Origin of the sequence: Methylorubrum rhodinum (assembly GCF_014199935.1) — a bacterium.
Taxonomy (GTDB): Bacteria; Pseudomonadota; Alphaproteobacteria; order Rhizobiales; family Beijerinckiaceae; genus Methylobacterium; species Methylobacterium rhodinum.
The window spans coordinates 33,091-59,767 of the sequence record NZ_JACHOP010000027.1; the positions used below are offsets into that span (position 1 = coordinate 33,091).

The window sequence follows — 26,677 nt, forward strand, 5'->3', positions numbered from 1 at the left end:
GAAGGGGGCCGCGAGGGCCCCCTTCCTGTCGTCTCACCTGCGCCCTCGCCTCACACCTCGTCGAACCGGCCGCTGGCATGGGCCAGCATGGTGTAGACCTTGCCGGTCTCGGAGGTGAGGTAGGCGTCGGCGCGGCGGGTGTCGCGGTCGTTCTTGGTGACCTCGCCGAGCAGGCGCTCGAACTCGCCGACATAGCGGTCCACCGTGCGGCGGAAGTCGGCGTCGGCGCGGTAGCGGCGCTGGATCTGCTCGAAGGTCTGGCGACCCGGCGCCGTGTAGAGGCGACCGTCGAACAGGTCGGACTCGCCGCGGCGGTAGCGCTGCCAGAACTCGACCGAGGCCTGGTGATCGACCATCCGGGCGATGTCGGTCGAGATCGCGTCGAGCGAGATCCGCTCCACCGCCGCCGGCGCCTCGGGAGCCGGGGCAGGCGTCGCGGCCTGGGCCGGGGCGGCGGCGTCCTCGTCGTCGATCGAGGCGCGGGTCAGGAGATCCGACAGCCAGCCGCGGTTCTCGCGGGTGCCGGGCTTACCCTGGACCGGCGCCTGCGCGGTCGGCCGCACGGGTGCCTGGGCCGGGGCCGCCTGCGGACGGGCCGGGGCCTGCGCCGCGGGGACGCGGGCCGGCTGCGGAGTCGTGGCCTGCGGGGCAGGCGCTTGCGGGGCGGGGGCTTGCGGGGCAGGCGCTTGCGGGGCCGCGGCCCGGACGGCCTCGGTGCGCCCTTGCGCAGCCGCGCGGGGCTGGGCGACGTCGACGGAGCGGTTCGAGCGGGCCACCAGGGCGGACAGCTCGTTGAGCGCGTCGATCTGCTCGGCCACGACGCGGCGCATCTCGCTCGTCGCGTCCTGGGTCTCGCGGGGCAGTTCCAGCACGCCGCGCTGGAGGTCGGCGCGGGTGGCGTCGAGTTCGCGGCGGATCTCGGCGGCCATCTCGCTCATCCGCGCGACCGATTCGCCGAAGCGGTCGGAGGCGGCGGCGAAGCTCTCCATCATCCGGGCGGAGGCCGTCTCGATCGCCTCGCGCACGGCGCCCGCGGTGCGGGTGCTCTCCTCGCCCGCGCCGGTGCGCAGGCGCTCGAAGTCGCCCGCCACCGCTGCGCCCGCGGTCTTGGCCGCCTGGGACAGGCTGTCGCCGAGTTCCTTGGCGCGGGTCTCGGCGGTGCGCAGCGTCTCCTCGACCACGCCGCCGAAGCGGCCGGTATGGGCCTCGATCGCCTGGGTGCGCTCCTCGATGCGGGCGAGCGCCGCCTCGACCGCCGACTGGCGGGCGGCGAGGCTCTCGGCGAGCCGCGCCTCGACCGCCTCCAGCTCGGAGGCCGCGCCGGTCAGCGTCGAGACCTGGGCGCCGGTGCGCTCGGCCAGCGCCTTGCCGCGGGCATCGAGCGTCTCGGCGAGCGCCGCCGCCTGCTGCAGCGCGCCCTGCGCGACCTCGCGGAGCGCCGCGACCTGGGCCGAGACCCGCTCGGAGCCGGTGTTCGTCTCGGCGGCGATCCGGTCCAGGGCCGTCTGGATCTGCTCGACGCGGGCCCCGAGGCCCTGCTCGACGGCGCCCAGGTTGTCGGCGGCCCCGGTCACGAGGTCCTTCAGGCCGGCATTGGCGCGCTCGATCCGGGCGACGAGGCCGCCCGCTCCTTTGCGCACCCGCTCGTCGGCCTCGGCCAGCGCGGCGACGGAGGTCGTCGCCCCCTCGTCGAGGGCCGCGCGCAGGGCCTCCGCCGATTGGCGGGTCAGCGCCGTCAGGGCCTCGGTGCGCTCGCGCAGGGTCTCGGCCAGCGGGGCGCCCTTCTCGGCGATGAGCCGGTCCAGCGCCTCCTCGCGCTCGGCGAGCGAGGCGGCGAGCGCGGCGGCCGGGCCGTCGAGCAGGCGCGAGAGCGCGGCGTTGCGCTGGTCGAGCACCGTGCCGAGCGCGTCGGCATGGGCCTGGGCCAGGGCGGCGTGGCGCTCGACGCGCTCGTCCAGCGCCGCGACCATCCGGCCGGTCCCGGTCTCCACCAGGGCCGCGAAGGCCTCGTGGCGCTTGCCGAGATCCGCCTCGAGGCTCGCCTGCCGCTCGGCGCGCTCGTCCAGCGCCGCGACCATGCGACCGGTGCCGGTCTCGACCAGGGCGGCGAAGGCCTGCTGGCGCTCGCCGAGGGCGGCGTCGAGGCCGGCCTGACGCTCGTCGAGCGAGGCGGCGATGCGGGCGGTGCCGTCCTCGAGTGCGGCGGCCTGACGCTTGGCCCGCTCGTCCAGAACCTTGACCATCCGGCCGGTCCCGGTCTCGACCAGGGCGGCGAGCGCCTGCTGACGCGCGCCGAGGGCTTCGTCGAGGCCCACCTGACGCTCGTCGAGGGATGCGGCGATCCGAGCGGTCGCGGCATCCACCATAGCGGCGAAGCCGTCGTGGCGCTCGCGCAGGGCGGCCTCCAGCTCGGCCTGACGCTTGGCCCGCTCGTCCAGAACCGTGACCATCCGGCCGGTCCCGGTCTCGACCAGGGCGGCGAGCGCCTGCTGACGCTCGGTCAGGGCGGCATCGAGGCCGGCCCTGCGCTCGTCGAGGGCGGCGGCGATCCGGGCGGTCGCGGCCTCGACCAGGGCGGCGTAGGCGTCCTGGCGCTCGCGCATGCCGGCTTCGAGCTCGGCCTGCCGCTTGGTGCGCTCGTCCAGCGTCGCGACCATGCGGGCGGTGCCGCCGTCGACCAGGGCGGCATAGGCGTCCTGGCGCTCGTCGAAGGCCTCGGCGAGGGCGTCGGCGCGGGTGGCCACCACGGTGGCGAAGGCGCGCAAGCGAGCGTCGATGCGGGCGGTGAAGGCGGCGCTGCGCTCGTCCACCGACCGGCCGAGCAGGTCGGACTGGTTCGCGACGAGCTGGGCGAAGGCATTGCTTCGGCCCTCGACCAAGCCGTCGAGGCTCTTCATGCGCTCGTCGAACACCGCGGCCATCGCCTTGGCCTGGGCGTCGAGGCGGCCGGTGAGCGCCGTCGAGCGGTCGTCCACCAGGGTGTCGAGGGTGGCGTGGATCTCGTCGAACAGGGCGCGCAGCTCCTGCGCCCGGGTGTCGACGGTGCGGGCGATCTGGAGGCCGCGGCCGTCCACGAGGTCGCCCAGCACGCCGAGGCGCTGGTCGAACAGGCTGGCGATGCCCTGCGTGCGGGCATCGACCTCGCCCGCGGCGCGGGTCAGGCCGCCTTCGAGCGCGGCGACGAAGGCGCGGGTGCGCTCCGAGAGCGTGTCCTGCAGCGGCAGGATGCGGCCCTGGAACGCCTCGTCGAGGTGGCCGGCATGGGTGTCGAGCAGCGTGCGGATCTCGCCGGTGCGGCTGTCGAGCAGATCCTGAACGGTGCGCGCGCGCTCGTCGAGGGTCTGCCGGAAGGAGGCGAGGCCGGATTCGAGGCCGCCGCGGATGCCGGATTCGCCGCTCTCGACGAGGCCGCGCAGCTCCGTGGTACGGCTGTCGAGCAGGGAACGGAGTTCGCCTGTGCGACCGTCGAGCACGTCCTGAACCTCGCGGGCGCGCTCGTCGAGGGCCTGACGCAGGGCGGTGAGCGCCGCGTCGAAGCCTCCGCGGATGCCGGCCTCGCTGCCTTCCACGAGGCCGCGCAGCTCGGTGGTGCGGCTGTCGAGCAGGGCGCGGAGTTCGCCGGTGCGGCCGTCGAGGACGTCCTGGACCGCGTGGGCGCGCTCGTCGAGCGCGGAGCGCAGGCCGGCGAGCCCCTGGTCGAAGCGGCCGCGCACGGTCTCGGCGCCCTCGACCACGAGGCCGCGCAGCTCCTCGCCGCGCCCGTCGAGGAGCGCACGGATCTCGTCGCGATGGGCGTCGAGCGCGGCGCGCAGGCGCCCGCCGCCGTCGCCGAGCAGGCCGTCGGTCTGGGCGACGAGGTCGCGCAGGCCGGCGAGCAGGGTGGTGCCGCGCCGGTCGAGCAACTCGCCGAGCGAGGCGCCGCCCTGATCGAGCGCGGTGCCGATCTCGGAAAGCCGGGTGCCGAGGCCGTCCACGACGGCCTGTCCGCGCCGGTCGAGATCGGCCGCGACCGAACCGCCGCGCTCGTCGAACAGCCGCGACAGGCGCTCGGCGCGCTCGTCGAACAGGCGCTCGATCGCCGCGATCTGGCCGGTCAGGGCCTCGCCCGCGCCGGTGCTGCGGGTCTCCATCAGGCCGACCAGCTCGCGGATGCGGCGGGTCAGCGCCTCGTCCACCTCGCGGGTGCGGGTCTCGATCAGGCGCACCGCTTCGAGCGCCTGGAGGCCGAAATTCTCGTCGAGCTGGCGGGCGCGGTCGTCCAGGGCGGCGCCGAGGGACCCGAGGCGGGCGAGCACGCCGGTGTCGAGGCGGCCGGCGCCCTCGTCGAGGCGGCGGACGAGGTCGCCCGCGGCGCGGTCGAGATGTCCGCCGAGTTCGGCGGCGCGGCGGTCGAGGGACTCGCCGAGGGTCCGGTCGCCCTCCGACAGTGTGCGGGCGATCTCGGCGGCGCGCAGCACGAGCGCCTCGTTGAGGGCGGTGGCGCGCTCGCCGAGCCGGGCGTCGAGCTGACCGGCCAGCGCGGCGAAGGTCTCGCCGATCTCGGCGGCCTGGCGGGCCGAGCGGGTCTCGATCTCGGCGATCCGCGCGGCGACCGTCTCGGCCACCGAGCGTTCGCGGTCGCCGAGGGCGGCAACCAGCGACTGGCCCTGGACCGTGATGGCGCGGTCGATCTCGGAGAGGCGGCCGTCGACCGTCTCGCCGAGCGCACGGGCGCCGCCGTCGATCCGCTCGGCGAGGATGTCGCCGCGGGCGATGATGTCCTGAAGCGCGGAGAGCCGGTTGCCGAGCACCTCGTCCACCGCGCGGGCGCGGCCCTCGGCGGTCTCGGCGAAGGCGGTGTGGCTGCGCTGGAGCGCATCACCGACGCGGGCGGCGTGCTCGGTGATGGCGAGCACGATCTCGCGGCCGGCCCCCTCCAGCTTGGTGCGGGCCTCGTCCGAATGCGTGCCGATGAGGCCGACGGCGCCGCGGCCGTGGTCGCCGAAGGCGCCTTCCAGCTCGCCGAGGCGGGCCGAGAGATCGGCACCGACACCCTGCGCCGTGCGGGCGATCCCGCCGGAGACGGCCTCGCCGCGGGCGGCGACCTCGTCGGCGAGGCGGGTGAGCGCGTCGCGCATGGCGTTAAGCGAGCCCTCGGTGCGGCTGCCGACCTCGCCGCCGACCTGCTCGGCGGTGCGGGCGAGCGCGGCGCTGGCCTCGCCGCTGCGGGCGGCCAGTTCGTCGCTGAGGCGGGCGATCGTCTCGCGCAGGGTCTGGAGCGAGCCCTCGGCGCGGCTGCCGATCTCGGCACCGGCCTGCTCGGCGGTGCGGGCAAGCGCGGCGCTCGCCTCGTGGCTCCGGGCCGCCAGTTCGTCGCTGAGGCGGGCGATCGTCTCGCGCAAGGTCTGGAGCGAGCCCTCGGCGCGGCTGCCGATCTCGGCACCGGCCTGCTCGGCGGTGCGGGCAAGCGCGGCGCTCGCCTCGTCGCCGCGGGCGGCGATCTCCCCCGCGACCCGGTGGAGCAGGTCGCGCAACTCCTGGGCCGCGCGCTCGGCGCGATCCCCGAAGGCGCCACCGGCCTGACCGGCCGTGAGCGCGAGCGCCCCGGTGGCCTCGGCGCCGCGGGCGGCGATCTCGTCGGTGACCTGCCGCAGCAGGCCGCGCAGCTCCTCCGTCGCCCGCTCGGTGCGGGCCGCGATCTCGCCGCCGGCCTGACCGGCCGCGAGCGAGAGCGTGCCGGTGGCCTCGGTGCTGCGCAGGGACAGCTCCTCGCCCGTCTGACGCAGGGCGTCGCGGAGCGCCTGGAGCGACTGGTCGGTGCGGGTGGCGATCTCGCCGCCCGCGTGTCCGGCCGCGAGTGCCAGGGCGCCGGTGGCCTCGGCGCTGCGGGCGGACAGCTCGTCGGAGACGCGGTGCAGGGCGTCGCGCAGGGACTGCACGGTGGCCTCGGCGCGGGCGGTCAGCTCGCCGCCGATGCCGTCGGCGGCGCCGCGGAAGCCGGCGACCACGTCGGTCGAGCGGGACGCGACGGCGCCCGCGGCCTCGTCGGCGGCGCGGCGCAGGGCCTCGCCGGCTTCCGTGAGGCGGGCGGCCATCTCGTCGGCGCGGGCGCGGGCGGCGCCCGAGGTCTCGTCGGAAACGCGCACGAGCCGGTCGGCGGATTCGGTCGAGCCGGCGGCCAGCAGCGCGGCGGCGGCGGCGGCGGCGGCGCGCAGGCGGTTCTCGACCTCCACGACGCTGGCATCCAGCGCGACGGCGGTCTCCTCGGCCCCGCGGCGGAGGCCGTCGCCGGCGCTGCCGGCGCGGGCGATGAGATCGGTGCCGAGGCGCTCGACGGTCGCGCGCAGGGTCTCGGCGGTGCGGTCGGCATTGGCCGCGAAGGCCTGGCCCAGGCCGCTCAGGGCCTGCTCGACCCGGCCGGCGGCCTCGGCGGCGCGCTCGGTCATCAGGCCGGCGACGCGCTCGGAGGTGCCGTCGAGGCCGGCGGCGAGCGCGGTGCCGCGCACCGTGATGGTCTCGTCGAGGCGGCCCGCGGCGGCCTCGATCCGGCCGGCGAGTTCGCCGCCGCGGCCGTCGACGGTCTCGGCCGCCTTCGCGGCGGCGGCGAGCAGTTCCTCGCGGGTGCGCTCGGCGCGGGCGGAAAAGTCCTGGGCGACGCTGCCGGCGGCGATCGCCAAGGCGGCCTGAGCCTCGCGGCCGCGGCCCTCGATGAGTTCGGACACACCGGTGCCGGCGGTCTCGATCTCGGCACGAAGCGTGGCGCCGCGGGCGGAAATATCCTCGGCGATGCCGGTGCCGGTGGCGGCGAATTGCCGGCGCAGGCCCTCGCCGGTCTCGGCGAAGCGCGCGGTGATGGCACCGCCGGTCTCGGCGAAACGATCGGTCAGCTCCGTGCCGCGGGAGAGGAAGGTCTCCTCCAGGCCCTTGGCCGAGCGCTCGAAGGTCTCGCGCACGGCGCCGCCCTGGCGGTCGAGCGCCTCGATCAGGGTCGTGCCGGTCTCCGCCAGCGACTTCGCCACCGTGCCGGCGTTGTCGGCCAGCGTCCGGGTGAGGGCTCCGCCGGTGCGCTCGAAGGCCTGGGTCACCTCGTCGGCGCGCTGCTGCAGCGAGGCGGTCAGCCCCGTGCCGATCGTCTCCAGACTGCCGCGCACGCCCGCGCTGGTGGCCTCCAACTGGCGCACGAGGTCGTCGCCGCGGGTCGAGACGTTGCCGACCACCCGCTCGCCGACCTCGCCGAGCGCCGCGGTAATGGCAGTGCTGCGGGAATCGAGCGCGCCGGTGACGCGCTCGCCCGCGCCGGTGATGGCCGCGACGATCCGCTCGGCCGCGCCGTCGAGTTCGGAGGTCAGGTTCTCGTGGCTGCCGGCGATGGCACCGCGCACGCGATCGGCATTGGCGACGATCGACTCGCGCTGGGCGATCAGCTCGTCGACGAGGCTGCGGATGCGGATCTCGTTGTCCGAATAGGCCCGCTCCAGGGTCGAGATCTCGCCGCGCACCAGGGTTTCCAGCTCGCCCGCGCGGGCCAGGGCCCGCTCGACGCCGTCGCCGATGGCGGCGACCTCGCGGCGCACCGTCTGCGACATGGTCAGCACGGCATCCGTCGAGAAGCTCTCGGGCTCGGCGAGACGAATGGCGACCTCGCCGACCGCGCGGGCGACGAGGCGCATCTCGTGGGCGCGCACCGCCAGCATCGCGGTGATGAGGAACAGCACGATCGGCCCGGCGATGGCGGTGGCGACCACCGCGGCCTGGAGCGCGGTGAGCCCCGTCACGAACGCCTTCAGGTCGCCGCCGGACTGGTTCCAGGCGAGCGCCACGAGGCCGTTGAGCCACAGGAACGAGGCGATGGCGGCGAACACGTAGGGTTTTCGCGACGGGCGAACCCGCAGGGTCTGCTGCAGGATGCCGATGTTCTGGCGGTCGTCGTTGGCCACCAGCGAGCGGTCGGGCGGCAGGAGGCCGCCCTCGCGGCGGGAACGGCGCTCGGGCGGCGGCAGATCGCCCGCGCCGTCGAGGTCGAGATGGGGGATGCGCCGCCCGTTCGTCTCGGCGAGCGGATCGGACAGGGGATCGTTGTCGCCGACATCGGGCAGCCGCGGCTCGACGCGGGCGGCATCGCCCGCGGCCGGGATGTCCAGATTCAAAGCCTGCTCGATCGCGGAGAGGGCCGCCTCCGCCGGATCTTTCAGCTTCTTGTCGGTGGCCATGCAGAACGCCTCGTTACGCATCGCCGTCCGGCCTTGGGAGCGCCCATGGACGTATCCATGGCGACCTCCGCAGCGAAGACGGATTACCCGTTTGACCGGGGCACCTTAGTCCTGCGGGTCCCGCCCCGGATAGGCGGACCCGGCGGAGCCCCCATAAAACCTTAACGGAATGGTTACCAAGCCGGGGCCCGGCAGGGGGTATCCGCATCGAGTTCTGACGCGCCGGAGGTTAAACCGGTACGCCCCGCGCGGCCCTGCGCTGTGGATAGGCCCCGCCGCCCACAGGGTATGGGCCGCGGGCTCGAAGAGTTCCGCCGCAAGGAAGCCGCGAGAGACGGTGCGAGACCGGATATGAGGAGCCATCCCCTGATCGACCGCGAGCACCTGACCGCCCAGACCTTCGGCGACGCCGACCTCGCCCGGGAGGTGCTGGGCCTCTTCGCCGAGCAGTGCCGCCGCCTGACGCCGGCCATCCTGGCCGAGGGACCGGCGGCGGAGCGGGCCGATCTCGCCCATACCCTGAAGGGGGCGGCGCTCGGCGTCGGCGCGGGCCGCGTCGCCGGCGCGAGCGCGGCCGTGGAGGCGAGCCTGCGCGCGGAGGGCACGGCGCCGGACGGGCCGGAGCTGGCGGCCGCGGTCGCGGCCACGCTCGCGCTGATCGAAGAAGACGGCGCGAACCCCGGCACCTGACGCCGCCGGGCGCGTTTTCCGCGGGCCCGCGCGTCCATCTCACGGCTTGCATTCTGGCGCGTCGGCCCCCAAGCAGTCGCCATCCGTCGGAACGCGCGCGGCGCGAAAGACGCCCCTGGAGCCAGGCATGCCCAAGATCACCTTCGTCGATCACGCCGGTACGGCCCGCACGATCGACGGCGAGGTCGGTTCGACCGTGATGGAGACGGCGATCCGCAACAACGTGCCCGGCATCGACGCCGAATGCGGCGGGGCCTGCGCCTGCGCCACCTGCCACGTCTACGTCGACGAGGCCTGGGCCGAGAAGGTCGGCCCGGCCGAGCCGATGGAGCAGGACATGCTCGACTTCGCCTCCGACGTGCGCGCCACCTCGCGCCTCTCCTGCCAGATCCGCGTGAGCCCCGAACTCGACGGCCTGACGGTGACGACCCCGGCGCGACAGGGGTAAATCGACTTCGTAAGGGGTTCCCAAAGGGCGAGCCCTTTGGCGGGTCCAGGGCAGAGCCCTGGTTTGGGAGGGAAACCGGGGCTCCGCCCCGGTGCCCCGCCAAAGGACTCGTCCTTTGGGAACCCGGACTTAGCGCAGCAGCGCGCGCATGGCGCCGTCGAGGCCTTCGAGCGTCAGCGGGAACATCCGGTCGGAGAAGATGCGGCGAACCATGCCGATCGACTGGGTGTAGGGCCAGTTCTCCGGCGGCACGGGATTGAGCCAGACCGCCTTCGGGAAATGGCCGAGCACCCGTTCGAGCCAGACCGCGCCCGCCTCCTCGTTCCAGTGCTCGACCGAGCCGCCCGGATGGGCGATCTCGTAGGGGCTCATGGAGGCGTCGCCCACGAACACCACCCGGTAATCCGACGGATAGGTGCGGATCACGTCGAGGAGCGGGATGCGCTCGTCGTGGCGACGATGGTTTTCCGTCCACACCGCCTCGTAGGGGCAGTTGTGGAAGTAGAAATGGGCGAAGTGCTTGAACTCGGAGCGGGCGGCGGAAAAAAGCTCCTCGGCCAGTTCCACGTGCCAGTCCATCGAGCCGCCGACATCGAGGAACAGCAGCACCTTCACGGCATTGCGCCGCTCCGGCCTGAGTTTCACGTCGATGAAGCCCTTGCGGGCGCTCTCGCGGATGGTGCCGTCGAGGTCGAGCTCGTCGGCCGCCCCGGTGCGGGCGAAGCGGCGCAGGCGGCGAAGCGCCACCCGCATGGAGCGGGTGCCGAGTTCGCGGCTGTCGTCGAGGTCCTTGAATTCGCGCTTGTCCCACACCTTCACCGCGCGGAAGTGGCGGTTGCCGTCCTGGCCGATGCGGATGCCCTCGGGGTTGTAGCCGTAGGCGCCGAAGGGGGAGGTGCCGCCGGTGCCGATCCATTTCGAGCCGCCCTGGTGCCGCCCCTTCTGTTCGGCGAAGCGCTGCTTCAGGGTCTCGAACAGCTTGTCCCAGCCGAGCGCCTTCAACTCGGCCTTCTCCTCCTCGGTGAGGTATTTTTCCGCGAGCTTCCTCAGCCATTCCTCGGGGATGGCCGCGGGCTCCACCGCCTCGTCCAGCGTCTCCAACCCCCTGAAGACCGTGGAAAAGACCCGGTCGAACCGATCGAGATGGGCCTCGTCCTTCACCAGCACCGTGCGGGCGAGGACGTAGAACGCCTCGACGCGCTTCTCGGGCAGGTCCCGCTCCATCGCCTGCAGCAGAGTGAGGTACTCGCGCAGCGTGACCGGGACGCGGGCCTCGCGCAGGCTCGTGAAGAAGGACAGCAGCATCCGGCCTAAACGCCCGAGGCCCGCCCGCGGGTCAAGCCGAGCCTCACGCCAAGGCCGCGGACCGACCGCCGACGCCTGCGGCAAAGAATGAACGACTCCTGTGGAAGACGCCCGATTCCGGTGGATATCCCTCCCATGAGTCTTTCGGCCGGGGACACAACCGTCATCCGAGTCATTGAAGCTCCGTCCCGCAATGAAGAGCGAGTCCGTGACTTGACGACAGGATGAAGCCGATGCCCGTGGTCTTGCGGTCCCTGAGCGATTTCAAAAAATTCCTGCGCAAGCCCGGGGCGACGATTCAGATCGTGCAGAACACCTTCGTCGATCGGCAGGACGCGGCCTCCCGCGAGACCTATCGGCGCAAGGGCCTGTACGAGCCGCGGACCCTGCGGGCCCTGTCGAAGCGGGCGGCGGTGTTCGACGTGCGCGGCCACGACACCACGGTGTGGCTCTACTGGGACCGCGGCACCCGCCACTGGCGCTTCTCCGGCGACACCGTGACGGTGCCGCTCCACGCCACGCTGGGACCGCCGGACGCCGTGGTCTACCGCTGCAGCCTGCCCGAGCCGGAGACGCCGCGTCCAGCCCGTTCGCGTCCGGCGGACAGCCAGGCGCGAGACCCGCGCGTCGCGCAGCAGGCCGCGTTCGGATTCTGACGCCCCACGACAGTCGGCGCGCGGTCGCGAACCGCCCTCGATCCATCCAATATCGACATTCGGGATCTAGGTTCGCGCCTCGACCGGTTCTGTTCGGCGTGACCTCTTCACGATCCTGTGAACCACCCGAATCAACCGGGTCGCCATCGCGTCTCGATCAAACCTCAGCTTGCGCACATCACCTGACACATCACCTTGAACGTCTCGGATCGACCGATGCGGACGGGCAGATCGCTCGAAACACCGCACGGCCTCACACGATTTCTCGATTTTTGCAGTCACTTCGTGGGAAAACACCCCGAAACCCACTTGCACTATGCGCTGATCCTTATACTTCAAAGAACGAGGGGCAAATCAGGAATTCCAGCATGTCAGAAACCAGTCAGGTGTCTCAGCTCGATCGTGTCGAACTCGCCGCCGATCTCGTCTCGGCCTATGTCTCGAACAACTCTCTCCCGTCGGCCGAGCTTCCGGCCCTGATCACGCAGGTGCACGCGGCCCTGACCGGCCTTTCTGCGCCGCAGGCGCCCAAGGAAGAAGAGATCGAGAAGGCCTCGACCACCCAGATCAAGAAATCGATCACGCCGGACGCGCTGATCTCCTTCATCGACGGCAAGCCCTACAAGACGCTCAAGCGCCACCTGACCACGCACGGCCTGGACATCGAGGGCTATCGCCGCCGCTACGGCCTGCCGTCCGACTACCCGACCGTCTCGGCGAACTATTCGGCGGCCCGCTCGGCCCTCGCCAAGGATCTCGGCCTCGGCCAGCAGCGCCGCAAGCCTTCGCCCAAGGCGGCCGCCGACGACGCCACCGTCTCCGAGGCGCCCGCCCCGGCCCCGCGCAAGGGCGCGACCGGCGAGGGCCGCAAGACCGGCGGACGCCGCAAGGCCGCAGCCTGATCCGACGCCGGCCAATCGAAGGACCATCCCATCGCGCCATCGCGATGGGACGAACCGATGACGGGCGGCTCGTGCTTTGAGAGCCGTAAGAGAGAAGAATTGCAGATCAATGCAACGGTCGCCGATCTGATTTCAGCGGTCGCGTCGTCTCTCCGGCACTGTAGCGCCGCTGGATCGCCTCGCCGTCATGCGCATCCGCCTTGTCCCGCCCGAAGTCGGACCTGCCCGACTTCGGTCTTTGCTTGCCGATCCGGGGCGGGCCGGGGATCGGTTGGGGAGAGGGGGAAGCAGCAGCCTCCGTGCGGATTGACCAAAGCGTGGCACGGAGCGAGCACGGCATGAACGAGAAGAGGCCGCCCGGAGGCGGCCTCTTCTCGTTCGCAGACGGGTCGGCGAGGAAACGCGCCGATCAGGCGTCCGGCATCGCCGACTGGATGAGCCGGTCGGAGGAGAGGTCCTCCTCGTCGTAGCCGAGCAGCTCGGCCAAGCGCCCGCGGGCGCGGCTGACGCGGCTCTTCACGGTGCCGACCTTGCAGCCCATGATGGTGGCGGCCTCCTCGTAGGAGACGCCCTCGGCGCCGACCAGCACCAGCGCCTCGCGCTGGTCCGGCGGCAGCTTGGCGAGCGCCGTCTGGAGGTCTTCCACGTCGAGCCGGTCGCCCTGGTGGGGGGCGGTGGCCAGCCGCGCGGCGTAGGAGCCGTCCTGGTCCTCGACCTCGCGCACGCGCTTGCGGTGGTCCGAGTAGAAGATGTTGCGCAGGATCGTGAAGAGCCACGCGTTGAGGTTGGTGCCGGGCTGGAACCGGGCACGGTGCTGCCAGCCCTTAAGCAGGGTGTCCTGCACGAGGTCGTCGGAGCGGGCCGGGTTCGAGGTCAGCGACAGGGCAAAGGCGCGCAAGCTCGGCACGGCGGCGAGCAGGCCGTTGCGGAACTCCGGGTCCACCCGCTCGCCCTGCGCCTTGAGGGCGGCTTCGAGCTTGCCGATCAGGTCGGAGAAGCGGACGGGCGTGTCCTCGCCCGCACCCAGCGTCTCGTAGACGGTGCGCAGGTGGTCGCCGAGATGGGTGCGGATGGAATCGGTGAGCTTGGGCCGGCCGTCGGTCATCGCGGGGCGATCCAGGGTGGCGTCGGTGTCGTTGTGCATCGGGCTCTGGCGATCACTGGAACGGCGTGGGTCTCGGGCGGCAATCGCAGGTCCGAGCGCGGCTTTAACATAGTTGTAGCGCATCGGACGCCCCGGCGCACCCTTGCGCCGCCGAATACGGCTGCGCTTGCGCAGTCTGGGGCGTGGAGGCCACACCCTTTCAGGAGATGGCCCTGCCGCACCGGCACGAGGATGCGGCAAATCGGACGAGGCGGCGCCGGATCGCGAAACCTTTACCGAATTGTCGTCAATTCGCGGATGTCACGAACTCGGACGAGCGAGCGGCGCGGTCTCCAGACCTCTCGCCGTCATTGAACCTCTCGCCGTCATTCCGGGGCCGCGGAGCGGAACCCGGAACCCACCCGAGATGCATGGCAGCGTGCTGTGTCGCGGCCCGTCGTGGATTGCACGCCTCCGGCGCGCCCCTTCGGGTCCGGGTTCGCTTGCGGCGCCCCGGAATGACGGCCGCCCCCCGATCAGTGCCCGATCACCCGCACGTCGCCGTCGGTGAGGACCAGGGTGTCGCCGCGCGACAGCTCGGTCCAGGTCTCGTCGCGGGTGAGCGCGCGGGTGGCGATCACGGTGACGATGTCGGTCTGCGTGGTCTCCTGCGCGAAATCGACCCGCCAGTCCTCGTCGATCAGGGTCGCGGTGCCGAAGGGCGCGCGGCGGGTGAGGTAGCACAGGCGCTTGCCGCAATGGGCGTAGAGGGTGCGGCTGTCGGTGAGCAGCATGTTGAACACGCCGAGGCCCGACATCTCGCGGGCGAGTTCGGCGATGACGGCTTCGAGCCGGGCCGGGCGCGGCGGCTTGGGGAAGCGTGCCTGCAGCTGCGACAGCATCCAGCAGAAGGCATGCTCGCTGTCGGTGGTGCCGATCGGCTCGAAGCCGCCGAGGGTGAGCCGCTTCACCCCCTTGAGCTGGCCGTTATGGGCGAAGGTCCAGCGCCGGCCCCACAATTCGCGGGAGAAGGGGTGGGTGTTCTCCAGGCTGACCCGGCCGCGATTGGCCTTGCGCACGTGGGCGACGACGATGCGGCTCTTGATCGGATAGCGGCGCAGGAGCTTGGCGAGTTCGGAGCGGGCGCTGGGCTCCGGATCGTGGAACGCGCGGCAGCCGCGGCCCTCGTAGAAGGTGATGCCCCAGCCGTCGGCGTGGGGGCCGGTCTCGCCGCCGCGCTTGGCGAGCGCCGCGAACGAGAAGCGGATGTCGGTCGGCACGTTCGCGCTCATTCCGAGCAGTTCGCACATGGGTCGCCGGGGTCTGTTCGGTGTCGCGCGGGAAAAGCCTGACGGGAGGGCGACTTTAGAGCGCGCGCCGCGGAAAGGGAGAGTTTTTCCGCGCAAAAAGCCGCTCAACGCCTCTGAGTGAAGCGCGCGGCGGCCTCGCGGCCGGGCCAGGCCGGGGTGACGGCGAGCCCCGGAAACAGGCGCCGCAGGGGCGGGGTCAGGCCCATCGCGAGCCCGGCGACGCCGGCCAGCGCCAGCAGGTCCGTCATCCCGATGCGGAAGGCGCCGGTGAAGGCGGGGGTGACGAACCACGCCATCTCGGCGAGATGGGCCGCGACGGCCAGCGCCGCGACGAGCCGGGTGCGGTTCTCGCCCGGCCGCACGGTCAGCGCGGCGGCGAGCGCCACGACGATCCCGGAGGCGAACACCAGCACGTGGCCCGCCGTCCCGCCGCGGGCGCCGTACCACGCCGCCGCACTCGCGTCGGAGCCGAGCATCAGGAACTGCACCGCGTGCAGGCCCGCCGAGACGAGGAGCAGCACGGCGAGCGGCGTCATCCGGTCGTGGCGGCGCCGGGCCGGGCCGATGTCGGGCGGGGCGATCAGGATCGCGGCGGCGAGCGCGAGGCTCGACCACGCCGCCATGGCGAGCAGGCCGAAGGCGGCGGCGTGGAAGCGCCCGTCCACCGCCATCACGAGGTCGTCGGCGGCGAGCGTCCCGACGACGGTGTGAAGCCCTAGCCCGAGCACCGCCCGCCCGTCGTCGATCCGCCCGGCCTTGCCCCAGGGCTCGCCGCCGCGCCGGGCGAACAGCAGCGCGAGGCCGATCCACAGGGCGAAGTAGAGGAGAAGCCTGCCCGCGAAGGCGGGCCCCGAGAACCACAGGGCGGCGAAGGATCCGTGCGGGTCGCTTCCTTGCGTCCAGGGATAGAGCAGCGGGGCGAGGAACGGGATCGGCAGGGCGAGCAAAGCGGCCACCGGCATCAGGGCGAGCAGGCCGCGCAGGGTTTCCAGAAGAGCGGTCTCGGGCTGCGGGCGCCACGCATCGGCCCGCTCGATCATGATGGCGACGGGCAGCGCGCCCGCCGGCAGGGCGAGCAGGCAGGTCCAGGCCGCGAGATAGGACGGGGCGAGCCGGGCCGGCCCGTCGAGCCACCAGACCAGCGCGAGGCAGGCGGCGCCGGCGACGAGGGCGGCCAGCGGGCGCCGGGCCGGGTCGAGGAAGTAACCGCGGGCGGTCTTGGCCCCCGACGCCTTGCGGGCGGCGGCGCCGCGCTCGTCGACGCTCATGGGGCCTCCCCCCGATCCGGGCCGGCCCGGCGGAGCGCCAGCGGGCGCCCGGCCTTCTCCGGCAGCGCCGACAGGCGCCGGGCGAGTGCACCGGGGGAGGGGGCGTTCTCGCCGGGCCGGAGGGCGGGCCGGACGGTGAGCACGAAGACCTCGCGCCAGTCCGGCGGCGGTCCGGGCTCGGATGCGGCACGGCGCAGGTGCCACGCCAGGGCGGCGCCGGCCCCGAGGGCGGCGCCCGTCGCCGCCGCGGAGAGCGCCGGGATCGCCAGCCTGGCCCAGGCGAGGACCGGCACCCCGGCGAGGCCGTCGGGATTCTGCACGGCGAGCCCCACGGCGTGGGCGCCGAGGAAGCCGACGCTTGCGAGGGCGGCGCCGACGAGCGCCGTCTCCCGCACGGCCCGCTCGTCCCGGTGCAGGGCGGCGGCGGATTCCGGCATCGGCGCGGGGCCGTGGGCGTCGAGATGCAGGGCTTCGGAGGGCCCGAGGCCGCGCAGGGCCTCGACCAGCCCGGCCTCGGAGGCGAAGGCGGCGGCGAGCCCCGCCCGCGGCGGCGGTCCGCCGGTTTCCGAGGGGAGGGCGGCCGGCAGGGCCATGGGCCTTCGGTTGTGCAGGAGGGCGAGCCCGCGCATCTCGGCGACCGAGACCGCCGGCACGAGGCGGAAGGCGGCGAGGAGGACGAGCCCGAACAGGGCGACGGGCCCGGCGAGCGCCGCGAGCAGGCCGGGGAGGGCGTCCGCCCAGCCCGCCACGGGCTGGGCCGGCGCGATCAGGACGTGGCCGGCGCCCGCGCCGAGGGCGGCCAGCGCGCCGACGAGGCCGAGGGTCACGGGGCTGCGCCGGGCCGCGCCGACCCAGAGCGCCTGCGTCGGCAGGAGGCCGACGAGCATCAGCGTCCAGAAGGCCGGCGCCCCGGCACCGGCCAGCCGCTCGGCCAGGAGCGCACGCTCGGGGGCCGAGCCGTAGAGCCCCGCCACCACGGCTTCCGTGACGTGGCAGTAGAGCCCGGCGAGCCCCAGCGCCAGGATCAGGCGCCCGAGGATGTCGAGATGGCGTCCGGTGACGAAGCCGTCGAAGCCGGGCTCGCGCCGCAGCAGGGCGGCGAGCGTCGCGATGAGCCCCGACGCCGACAGCACGGCACCGACCACGAGGGCCACGGGGAGCAGGGTGTCGTGGCGGTCGCTCCCCGCGGCGAGCGTCAGGGCGAGGTCGGTCTGGAGGGCGAAGGCCGCGAGGATACCGCCGAGCGCCATCGCCCGGCAGGCCCGCTCCCAGGCGAGCCATTGCCGCGCCTCGCCGTGCCAGCCCATCGCGGCGCGGCGGGTGAGCCGGGCCCGCCAGGGAATGCGGCGCAGCTCCGGCCGGTCGCGCAGGGCGGCGAGATCGGGCACCAACGCCGCCGCCCACAGGCCGAAGGCGCAAGCCGCGAGCCCCAGGAGGGCGATGCCGTCGCCGGAGGCGGGATGCAGGGCCGCGACGGCGCAGGCCGCGAGCGCGGCGGTCTGGGCGAGCCGGCCGATGCCGCAGCGCCAGTCGACGCGGGCGAGCAGCACCAGCGCCGAGATCGTCAGGCAGCCCGAGGCGAGGCCCGCCCACCAGCCGAACCCCGCCGCGGCGAACGGGGCCCCCCGGGCGCCGAGGAACATCCCGGCGAAGAAAATCCAGGCAACCACGACGGCGAGCAGCACCGGGAGGGCGAGCCGCCGGGCGCGGCCGGCGGGCGCGAGCACGGCGCGGGCGGCGGCCGCGCCGATCCCCGCCACGGTGACGGAAGGCGACACGACCGGCGCCCCGCGCAGGCGCTCCTCCGCCGAGGGGGCGAGACCCGCCGCGGGGGGAGGGAAGGGCGGACGCCGCGTCATGACCGCCGGACCGGACCTCTTCTGGTGATGGATGGCAATGCGTTGCACGGAGAGCCGCACGGATCGGGCCGGCGACCCGCCGCGGGATGTGTCCCGGCGCACCTCAAAGAGCAACCGCCATGGCCGATTGCAATGAGGCCGTCCGGCGCACCGGACTTGCGCCGCCGCCGATCCGTGCGAAGAGGGGCGCGCCCCGCCCCCGCCGTCTGTCCGAAACCGCCGCGCGAGCCGCCGATGCTCCCTCGAACAGCCGCAAACGGTTTTGATGTCAGGCGCGCCGATGCAGCGTGAGCCGATCCTGTTCGCCTGGGCCTCCTCGCCGCGGCGCCACGCGGCGGCGCTCGGGCTCGCGGTCGGCCTCGGGACGCCGCTCGCGCTGTTCGTGCTGATCTGCCTGCGCGACCTCATCGCCGTGCTGACCCGCTCGAGCCCCGACGCGCTGCCGTTCCTGCGCATCGCCCTGCCGCTGCCGGGCCATCACCTCAACGAGGCGCCGGTGCTGTTTCCCGGCTGGCTCTTGCCGCCGTCCGAACTGCCGCTGATGGCGCTCTCGGCGCTCAGCGTCGCGGCGCTGGCGCTCGCGGCCCTCGGCGGCGTCGTGGCGCTGCTGTGCTTCTCGGTCCAGGCGCGGGCGACCGCCCGGCTGCGGACGCGGGCGCGGGAGGCCATCCTCGCCTCGCCGCCGGGCGCGCGGGAGGATTTGCGGGCGCTCCCCGTTCTGGTCGGCCGGGCGCTCGCCCGGATGGGGATGGTGTCGGCGGTCGGCATCGTCGTGCCGGGGCTGACGATCGCGGCGATCCTGCTGGCGCTGGTGATGGCCGAACTCGCCGCACCCCGCCTCGTGCCGGTGGTCGCGCTGCTGCTCGCCGCCACGGGGCTCGCCCGCGCGCTGCTGCTGAGCCGCGCCGCCGCCCGCCTGGGCTTGCGGCGCGACGACACCGCCGCCACGGAAAGCGGCCTGCGCGATCTGATCCGCCGGATGCCCGCCGTGCGCGCCCACGGCGCGGCGGCGTTCGAGCGCCGCCGCCTGGGCTTGCGCGCCCGCGCCGCCCGCTCCGCCCTGGTCCGGGCCGAGGCGCGGCTCGCCTATGCCCGCGCCCCGGCGCTGGCCCTCGTGGTGATCCTGCCCGCGCTCCTCATCGCCACGGCGCTCTGGCAGGGCGAGGCGGCGACAGAGGCCGACAACGTGCTCCCCGGCGCGCTCGCCGCGGCGGCGGGCGCCTTCGGCATCGCCGCGCTGCTCGTCTCGGCCTGCCTGCGGCTCTGGGCCGAGCGCCGGGCGGTGGCGCCGCTGTTTCGCGACATCGCGGCCATCGTCGAGGCTCTGGAGCCGCGCCAAGCGGGCGAGGCGCGGGACTTCGCGCCGTTCCCGCCCTCGGGCGCGCTCGCGGCAAGGGGCGTGGGCGCCTACGATCCGGCGAGCGGCGAACGGCTCACCGGGGTCGACCTCGCCCTGCCGATGCCGGCCCACATCGCCATCGTCGGCCCGCGCGGCAGCGGGGTGCGGGCGCTGGCCGCGCTGCTCGCCGGCCAGATCGAGCCGACCGCGGGGGCGCTCACCTACGGCGGCACCCCCTTGCGCGCCTTCGACCCCGCCGAGCGGGCCCGCCGCATCGCGCTGGCCGGCTCGGAAGCGATCCTGATCGAGGGGACGCTGCGGCAGAACCTGCTCTACGGCGCCCGCAGCGGCGACCGCGAGGCCTCGGGGCTGGCCGAGCGCATCGCCATCCTCAAGCTCACCGGGCTCGACGCCTTCGTCTACGAGCGCGGCCTCGAAGCCTCGGTCGATCCCGAGGACGACCCCGCCACCGCGGTCGCCGTGGTCGCCGCCCGCCGGGCGGTGCGCGAGGCTCTGGCGGCACAAGGCATGGAGCGGCTGGTCGAGCCGTTCGACCCCGCCCGCTACAACCATCAGGCCGATCTCGGCGAGAACCTGCTGTTCGGCGAGGCGGTCGGCCCGGCCTTCTCGCCCGCGCGGCTCGCGGCGCATCCCTACCTGCGCGCCGTGCTGGAGGCGGAGGACCTGACCCGGACGCTGGCCGATGTCGGCCTCCAGGTCGCCCGCTCCACCGTCGAGATCTTTTCCGACCTTCCCGACGACCATCCGCTGTTCGAGACCTTCTCGCTGTTTCCGGCGGCCGAGCGCGGCTATTTCGAGGATCTCGTCGCCCGCCAGCCGGAGGCGCGCGGCTTCCGCCGCGGCCCCGCCGGGCAGCGCGACCGCGAGCGGCTGATCGGGCTGGCTTTGCGCTACAACGAGACCCGCCACCGCTTCGGCCTCATCGACGCCGCCCTCGAAGAGCGGCTGGTCGCCGCCCGCCACAGCTTCGCCGCGCTCCTCCCCCCGCGCTACCGCGAGAAGATCGAGTTCTACGATCCCGCCCGGCTCACCGCCGCCGCGAGCCTGGAGGAGAACCTGCTGTTCGGCCGCATCACCCAAGGGGAGGCCGGGGCCGAGGCGCGGGTGCGGGCGCTGGTGCGCCGGGTGCTGGCCGAACAGGGGCTGGAGCCCACCGTCTACCGGCTCGGGCTCGCCACCCGCATTGAGGCGGGGACGGCGGGCGCGGCGCAAGGCCAGCGCGCGGTGCTGGGGGAGGGCGCCATCGGCCCGCGCGAGCGGGTGGCGATCGAGTTCGTGCGCTGCCTCGTGCGCCGGCCCGACCTCCTCGTGGTCGGCCTGACGCTCGACGAGCGCAAGCCCGACGAGGTCGCCGCCCGCATCAGTCGCCTGCGTGCCGTCCGCGCGGGCGCCGGCCTCGTCGTCTGCCTGCCCGACGAGGCGACGCTCCGCCGTCAGGCCCCGTTCGACGCGGTGATCCGGGTGGAGCGGAATACGGTGACGGGGATCGACGGCCTGCGGCTGTCCGAAGCCGCTTCGTGACGGGAAGCTTCCAAGCCCGACGGTGTCTTCCACTGAGAGCAGCGGCCGGACGGCGCCGACTGCACCGCCCAAATGACCCGGCACACCATCGATCTCCGTGCCACAGCGCATCGGCCATCCACACGGCGCCGGTCAAGACCGGCCCCTTGCCGCCTTGACAATCCAAATTTGCGGCATTAGCAAAATAGATGTTTTTCAGAATAGACTTCATCGACTGCTCTGAAATCAAGACAGCTAGATTGCGTCCGCTCGTGCCGCGCGGATTGCACAGTGATCATTGCTTGACGGGTCGGGGCAGGGCAGATTGTCGGACACATCAGCGGCTTGGCCAGGGCATTCGTCCCCGCGCCATCTTATGACCGGCCTGGATACGATCGATGTGACCTCTAAAGCCCTCCAGAGTGGATTGTTCCACGACGAGGCCAAGGCACGGCGGATCACGGGTTATCTTGTGGCTGGCATCCCGCAAACCGTTCCCCTGGCGGTGAGGTGGGATCGACCCGGCCACGCGGTAAAGGTCGTGATGACGGCTAGAAGCCAGGATGCACAGGACGGCGTCCACATCGTACGAACCTTTTCGCGGCGGCGGCGGCGGAGCCCCTGGACGGTCGAGCACACGCTGTTCCTGCTGGGCGAACATCACAGGGGCGGGGCGGCTCGCCGCATGCTCCGCGCAAGCCTTGAGGCCTATGACGGGCTGGGCGTCACACGCATCGACGTCCACGCCGACATCGATGTCGGCGGATACGTCTGGGCGCGGCTGGGTTTTGCCGCAACCATGCCGGATGATGTCCGGGATAACCTCGCATTGGCCGTCCGGGCGCGTCCCGGTTCGTACCTTCTGCGCGAGGCGAACCGGGTGGCGGAGTCGAGCGACGACGACGACCTGATGTACAACCTCGCCGCTCTCACGATCGGGACCGACCGGTCCTGCGGCAAGGAGCTTCTCTCTGGAAGCGGCTGGTTCGGTCATGCGAATCTCGCGGATCGGCGTCACCGCGAGCGGATCGCGCGGCATCTCACGACGGAGACCGCTGCGGCGTCCGGTACGATAGGAGACGATGAACGTGAACGTGCTTGAAGCATTTCCCGGCCAGCTCTCCGAGAAGGCCAGCGACGTTTCCGACGATCTCCTGCGCCCCGAGGATCGCTTCACCGCGGCAGAACGGGAGCGCCCGCGGATCTCGTGGCTCAATCAGAGCGCGGAGCGCGACCGCGCCTCCGAACCGCGCGACGCGGACGGGCCGACCATTCTCCAGCGCCGCCAGGCCCGCAAGCAGGACCGTGCCGCACTCGCGCATCACGGCCATCAGGTGTCTCGGCTCGATCGTGTCGAACTCGCCGCCGATCTCGTCGCGAACTACATCGCAGCCAACGCTCTCCCGTCGGCCGAGTTGCCGGCCCTGATCACGCGGGTGTACTCGGCCCTCGCCAGCCTGTCGCCGCCGCAGGCGCCGCAGGAAGAAGAGATCGAGAAGGCTTCGTCCGCCCAGATCAAGAAGTCGATCACGCCGGACGCGCTGATCTCCTTCATCGACGGCAAGCCCTACAAGACGCTCAAGCGCCATCTGACCACGCACGGCCTGGACATCGAGGGCTATCGTCGCCGCTACGGCCTGCCGTCCGACTACCCGACCGTCTCGGCAAACTATTCGGCGGCCCGCTCGGCGCTCGCCAAGGATCTCGGCCTCGGCCAGCAGCGCCGCAAGCCTCCGCCCAAGGCCGCCGACGACGACGCCACCGTCTCCGAGGCGCCCGCCCCGGCCCCGCGCAAGGGCGCGACCGGCGAGGGCCGTAAGACCGGCGGACGCCGCAAGGCCGCAGCCTGATCGCGAGGCGTTCGGGGCGTGACCGCACCCCGTAAATCCGCCTCAAATGTCGCGCAGGCATCGGACCCACGCCGCCGCGGGCGGCGCCGGCCTTTTTCGCCGGTCTCGACCGAGACGGTGCATGCTCTCTCCCGACGCACCCGCTGCCTTGACGCGCCTCTCCTTCCGCACCCTGCTCGCGGCCCTCCTCGCGCTGATGGCGCTCGCCCTCCCGGCCCGCGCCGACAAGGCGAGCCAGCCGATCCCCGCCGACACCCTGGCGAAGATGGCGGCCAAGGGCACGCATGCGGCGGCGCCGATCCTGCTGCGGGCCTACAAGCGCGAATCCGAGATCGAGCTGTGGAAGCGCAACGGCGCCGGCCGCTACGTGCCGATCAAGACCTACCCGATCTGCCGCTGGTCGGGGCAGCTCGGGCCGAAGACGAGGACCGGCGACCGGCAGGTGCCGGAGGGGTTCTACACCGTGGCCAAGAGCCAGATGAACCCGAACTCGCGCTACTACCTCTCCTTCGACATCGGCTATCCCAACGCCTACGACCGGGCCCACGGCGCCACCGGCTCGGCGATCATGGTCCACGGCATCTGCTCGTCGATGGGGTGCTTCGCCATGACGGATCAGGTCGCGGGCGAATTGTTCGCCGTCGCCCGCGAGGCGTTCGCCGGCGGGCAGGGCGCCTTCCAGTTCCAGGCCTTTCCGTTCCGGATGACGGCGGCCAACATGGCCCGCCACCGCACCGACCCGAACATGCCCTTCTGGCGCCAGCTCAAGGAAGGCTCCGACCGCTTCGAGGCCACCGGCGAGGAGCCGGTCGTCGGCGTTACGGCCGGGCGCTACGCGTTCGCCCCGTCGAAGGACCCGGCCAAGGAGGCCGCTGCGCAGGCCCTGCACCGGGACGAGAACGCCCGCATCGCCGAGATCGTCGAGGAGGGGGCGGCGGCGGTGCGCACCACCTATTCCGACGGCGGCCAGCACGCCTTCTGGGCCCACCGCATCCGCCAGGGTTTTCCGGTCGGCGACGTCAGCCGGCCCGAGGCGCTCGCCTATGCCGGCCAGGAGGTCGTCCTGATCGCCGCCCGCCGCAAGCCCGCGCCGCCCGCCGCGATGCCCGAGAGCCTCTGGGCCGCGGTGATCGGGCCGGGCACGCCGTTCTATCCGGTCCGTGCCGCCTACCGGGCGCCGTTCGAGGGCGGGCCGACGCCTCTCTTCGCCTCCACGGCCCGCCGCTACGAAGAGACGCTGCCGCGCCTCCTGCGCGCCGCGCTCGACGACGGCCTCGCCCCGCCGGCCTTCGCCGATCCGCAACCCGTGGTCGAGCGCGTGGCGCAGCGCTGAACTCGTTTTGACTTTACACAGATCAAAACGCCGTGTGCGGGCTCGCACACACACCCGCATGGCCGCCGCCCATCTCAACGCGGTACACTCCGACCCAATAACGGGCCGAAGGACCGCCGCGGATCGTCAAGCGGATGCGTGCGGCGGCGCTGTCACTGTGGAAGGCTCGGGGGTCCGCCCGGGCAACGGTAGCGACCCATGACCCTGACGAGTCCGGCCAAGGACGACGCCCTGACCTTGCGCTTCTGGGGCGTGCGCGGTTCGACGCCGACGAGCGGCCCGGAGACGGCCGAGTTCGGCGGCAACACGCCCTGCCTCGAAGTCCGCTGCGGCGAGCGCCTGTTCGTCATCGACGCGGGCTCGGGGCTGGGCGCCTTCGGCCGAGGCTGCCGCGATGCGCTGCCCCAGGAGATCGACCTCCTGTTCAGCCATCTCCATCTCGATCACAGCGCCGGCCTGCCGTTCTTCAAGCCCGCGGTGCTCGACGCGGCGCGCACGATCCACACGTGGTGCGGCAACCTCGACGGGCAGAGCGCCGAGGCGGCCCTCGACCGGCTGTTTTCGCCGCCGCTCTTCCCCGTCACCCTCGACGTCCTGCCCTGCACCTTCCGCCATCACGGGTTCCGCGCGGGTGAGCCGCTGATCTTCGCCGACGGCTCGCGGGTCGACACGATCCTGCTCGACCATCCGCAAGGCTCGACCGGCTTCCGCTTCGACCACGCGGGCAAGCGGCTGTGCGTCATCAGCGACATCGAGCACGGCGCGAACTGGCCCGATCCGACGCTTCTCCGCTTCGTCGAGGGCGCCGACCTGATCGTCTACGACGGCATGTTCACCGAGGGCGAGTATCCCTGCTGCAAGGGCTGGGGCCACTCGACCTGGCAGAAGGGCGTGGAGCTGGCGCAAGGGGCGGGTGCCAAGGCGCTCGCCATCATCCATCTCCATCCCTGCCATACCGACGCGCAGTTGCGCGTGGTCGAGGCCGAGATGCAGGCCGAGATGCCCACCGCCTTCATCGCCCGCGAGCGCCAGTCGATCGAAGTCGGCCGCCCGCTGGTGGCGCTGGCCGAGCCGCCGGTCCGGGCCGTAGCGCGGCGGGCCTGAGGGTTTTTGCCGACATGCCCGGCCTCTTCGGCACGGTTTCCTTGCGCAGCGATCATACCGCTTGGGACGGCGAGCGCGTGCCGGCCGGAGCTTCCGGCACCGTGGTGGAGATCCTGAAGGACGGCGAGGCCTACGTGGTCGATATCGCAGAGCCGTTCGACACCGTCGCGACGGTCAGAGCCACCGAGTTGGACGTCGTCGTCGATAACGGCTGAGCATCGTTCGCGGCTGATCGCGTCGGGTGCCGCCCCACAACGTCATCGCGAGGCGGCCGACCGGAAGCCGTCTCGGATGCGTATCGACCCGCGCCAGAACCCTCACATCGCCGTCGTCGCCCGATCCCCCTCCTCGCGCCCGATCCGGCTGTGGCGGCGGCTCCAGGCGAAGTAGATGACCAGCCCGATGGCGAGCCAGATCAGCAGGCGCAGCCAGGTCTCGCCGTCGAGCGACACCATCATGGCGGCGCACGACACGACGCCGAGGATCGGCACCAGCGGGACCAGCGGGGTGCGGTAGGCCCGCGGCGCGTCGGGCTGGGTCCGGCGCAGGATGACGACGCCGATGCAGACGAGGATGAAGGCCAGAAGCGTGCCGATGCTGGTCATGTGGCCGAGCTGGCTGATCGGCAGGAAGCCGCCGAGCGCGCTGGTGAACACCATGAAGAACAGGTTCGAGCGGTAGGGCGTCTTCCATTTCGGGTGGATCGCCGAGAAGAAGCCCGGCAGCAGCCGGTCCTGGCTCATGGTGTAGAACACCCGGCTCTGGCCGAGCAGCAGCACGAGGATCACGGTCGAGAAGCCGCAGATCACGCCGAAGGTGACGAGGCCCTTCAGCCACGGGAACGGCGTCTGGGCGATGGCGGTGTTCACCGGCGCCGCGTCGCCCTTCATGGCGTCGTAATGGACGAGGCCGGTCAGCACGCCGGCAAACGCGATGTAGAGGATCGTGCAGATGGCGAGCGAGCCGAGGATGCCGATCATCATGTTGCGCTGGGGGTTCTTGGCCTCCTGCGCCGCGGTCGAGACCGCGTCGAATCCGACATAGGCGAAGAACACGACGCCGGCCGCCCGCATCACGCCGCTCCAGCCGTACTCGCCGAAATTGCCGGTATTGGCCGGCAGGAAGGGGTCGTAGTTCTGCGCCTTGATGTAGAACAGGCCCACCCCGATCACGACGAGCACGACGGCGATCTTGACGAGCACGATCGCGCCGTTGACGCGGGCCGACTCGCGGATGCCGACCATGAGCAGGGCGGAGGCCGCCACGATGATGAAGATCGCCGGCAGGTTGACGAGGCCGTGGGCCATGGTGCCGTCGGCGAGCTGGTAGGTCTCGAACGGCGAGTGGGCGAACGCCCCGGGCAGGGTGACGCCGAGCGTGTCCTGAAGGAAGCGCGTGACGTAGCGCGACCAGCTCACCGAGACGGTGGCGGCCCCCACCGCGTATTCGAGCACGAGGTCCCAGCCGATGATCCAGGCGATGAACTCGCCCATGGTGGCGTAGGCGTAGGTGTAGGCCGAGCCCGCCACCGGGATCATGCCGGCGAGCTCCGAGTAGCACATGCCGGCGAACGCGCAGGCGATGGCCGCGATGGCGAAGGAGATGACCACCGCCGGTCCCGCATGCTCGGCCGCCGCGATGCCGGTGAGCGAAAAGAGCCCGGCCCCGATCACCGCGCCGATGCCGAGCCCGATCAGGCTCCAGGGCCCGAGATGGCGCTCCAGCTTGTTGTCGCCCGCCTCCGCGTCGGCGTTCAGCCGCTCCAGCGTCTTGATCCGGAAGAGGTCGCTCGCCAAGCCTGACGCCATGTCGGTCCGTC

General features: G+C 72.7%; 17 protein-coding genes. 10 read left to right on the forward strand and 7 right to left on the reverse strand.

Going from position 1 to position 26,677, the window contains the following annotated elements:
• Nucleotides 1–50: 50 nt before the first annotated feature.
• Nucleotides 51–8,189 (reverse strand): apolipoprotein A-IV repeat region-like domain-containing protein, encoded by an 8,139-nt coding sequence (locus HNR00_RS21860; RefSeq protein ID WP_183573048.1) that lies wholly within the window; start codon nt 8,187–8,189, stop codon nt 51–53.
• A 351-nt stretch (nt 8,190–8,540) separates the two neighbouring features.
• On the opposite strand from HNR00_RS21860, the gene HNR00_RS21865 reads away from it, so the two are divergent.
• Together HNR00_RS21865 and HNR00_RS21870 are read left to right on the forward strand one after the other, a co-directional pair.
• Nucleotides 8,541–8,879: an Hpt domain-containing protein gene (locus tag HNR00_RS21865; protein WP_183573050.1), complete on the forward strand. Its 339-nt coding sequence runs from the start codon at nt 8,541–8,543 to the stop codon at nt 8,877–8,879.
• 127 nt (nt 8,880–9,006) lie between these two features.
• Complete coding sequence (locus tag HNR00_RS21870) at nt 9,007–9,327, forward strand: 2Fe-2S iron-sulfur cluster-binding protein (RefSeq protein ID WP_183573052.1); 321 nt, start codon at nt 9,007–9,009, stop codon at nt 9,325–9,327.
• A 129-nt stretch (nt 9,328–9,456) separates the two neighbouring features.
• On the opposite strand, the gene HNR00_RS21875 is transcribed toward HNR00_RS21870, so the two are convergent.
• Nucleotides 9,457–10,632: a vWA domain-containing protein gene (locus HNR00_RS21875; RefSeq protein ID WP_183573055.1), complete on the reverse strand. Its 1,176-nt coding sequence runs from the start codon at nt 10,630–10,632 to the stop codon at nt 9,457–9,459.
• A 233-nt stretch (nt 10,633–10,865) separates the two neighbouring features.
• Between HNR00_RS21875 and HNR00_RS21880 the strand changes: the two genes are divergently transcribed.
• Nucleotides 10,866–11,288 carry a hypothetical protein gene (locus tag HNR00_RS21880; protein ID WP_183573056.1) on the forward strand — a complete coding sequence of 141 codons (423 nt, stop codon included), beginning with the start codon at nt 10,866–10,868 and terminating at the stop codon, nt 11,286–11,288.
• 368 nt (nt 11,289–11,656) lie between these two features.
• Nucleotides 11,657–12,190: a Ros/MucR family transcriptional regulator gene (locus HNR00_RS21885; protein WP_183573058.1), complete on the forward strand. Its 534-nt coding sequence runs from the start codon at nt 11,657–11,659 to the stop codon at nt 12,188–12,190.
• Between the two features lie 409 nt (nt 12,191–12,599).
• Here the strand turns inward: HNR00_RS21885 and HNR00_RS21890 are convergent, their stop codons facing one another.
• The 4 genes from HNR00_RS21890 to HNR00_RS21905 form a co-directional block, all read right to left on the reverse strand.
• Complete coding sequence (locus HNR00_RS21890; RefSeq protein WP_183573060.1) at nt 12,600–13,334, reverse strand: sigma-70 family RNA polymerase sigma factor; 735 nt, start codon at nt 13,332–13,334, stop codon at nt 12,600–12,602.
• A gap of 476 nt (nt 13,335–13,810) precedes the next feature.
• Nucleotides 13,811–14,584 carry a class II glutamine amidotransferase gene (locus HNR00_RS21895; protein ID WP_183573062.1) on the reverse strand — a complete coding sequence of 258 codons (774 nt, stop codon included), beginning with the start codon at nt 14,582–14,584 and terminating at the stop codon, nt 13,811–13,813.
• Nucleotides 14,585–14,688: 104 nt separating this feature from the next.
• Entirely contained in the window at nt 14,689–15,852 is a 1,164-nt protein-coding gene (locus HNR00_RS21900) for a hypothetical protein (RefSeq protein WP_183573066.1), read from the reverse strand.
• Nucleotides 15,849–17,711, reverse strand: coding sequence for a quinol:electron acceptor oxidoreductase subunit ActD (locus tag HNR00_RS21905; RefSeq protein ID WP_183573068.1), 1,863 nt, complete (start codon nt 17,709–17,711; stop codon nt 15,849–15,851). The genes HNR00_RS21900 and HNR00_RS21905 overlap by 4 nt, the downstream gene beginning before the upstream one ends.
• 280 nt (nt 17,712–17,991) lie before the next feature.
• Here HNR00_RS21905 and HNR00_RS21910 point away from each other — a divergent pair, with 280 nt between their 5' ends.
• The 6 genes from HNR00_RS21910 (at nt 17,992) to HNR00_RS21935 (ending at nt 25,073) form a co-directional block, all read left to right on the forward strand.
• Nucleotides 17,992–20,592: an ABC transporter ATP-binding protein gene (locus HNR00_RS21910; RefSeq protein WP_183573070.1), complete on the forward strand. Its 2,601-nt coding sequence runs from the start codon at nt 17,992–17,994 to the stop codon at nt 20,590–20,592.
• 355 nt (nt 20,593–20,947) lie between these two features.
• Nucleotides 20,948–21,673, forward strand: a complete 726-nt coding sequence (locus tag HNR00_RS21915) for a hypothetical protein (RefSeq protein WP_183573072.1) — start codon at nt 20,948–20,950, stop codon at nt 21,671–21,673.
• A 232-nt stretch (nt 21,674–21,905) separates the two neighbouring features.
• Nucleotides 21,906–22,421, forward strand: a complete 516-nt coding sequence (locus HNR00_RS21920) for a Ros/MucR family transcriptional regulator (protein ID WP_312886103.1) — start codon at nt 21,906–21,908, stop codon at nt 22,419–22,421.
• A gap of 121 nt (nt 22,422–22,542) precedes the next feature.
• Nucleotides 22,543–23,754 carry a L,D-transpeptidase family protein gene (locus HNR00_RS21925; RefSeq protein WP_376770404.1) on the forward strand — a complete coding sequence of 404 codons (1,212 nt, stop codon included), beginning with the start codon at nt 22,543–22,545 and terminating at the stop codon, nt 23,752–23,754.
• 198 nt (nt 23,755–23,952) lie between these two features.
• Nucleotides 23,953–24,858 (forward strand): MBL fold metallo-hydrolase, encoded by a 906-nt coding sequence (locus tag HNR00_RS21930; protein WP_183573077.1) that lies wholly within the window; start codon nt 23,953–23,955, stop codon nt 24,856–24,858.
• A gap of 14 nt (nt 24,859–24,872) precedes the next feature.
• On the forward strand, nt 24,873–25,073 hold the full coding sequence (locus HNR00_RS21935) for a hypothetical protein (protein WP_183573079.1): 201 nt from the start codon (nt 24,873–24,875) through the stop codon (nt 25,071–25,073).
• A 102-nt stretch (nt 25,074–25,175) separates the two neighbouring features.
• On the opposite strand, the gene HNR00_RS21940 is transcribed toward HNR00_RS21935, so the two are convergent.
• Nucleotides 25,176–26,666, reverse strand: coding sequence for an amino acid permease (locus tag HNR00_RS21940; protein ID WP_183573081.1), 1,491 nt, complete (start codon nt 26,664–26,666; stop codon nt 25,176–25,178).
• Nucleotides 26,667–26,677: the final 11 nt, after the last annotated feature.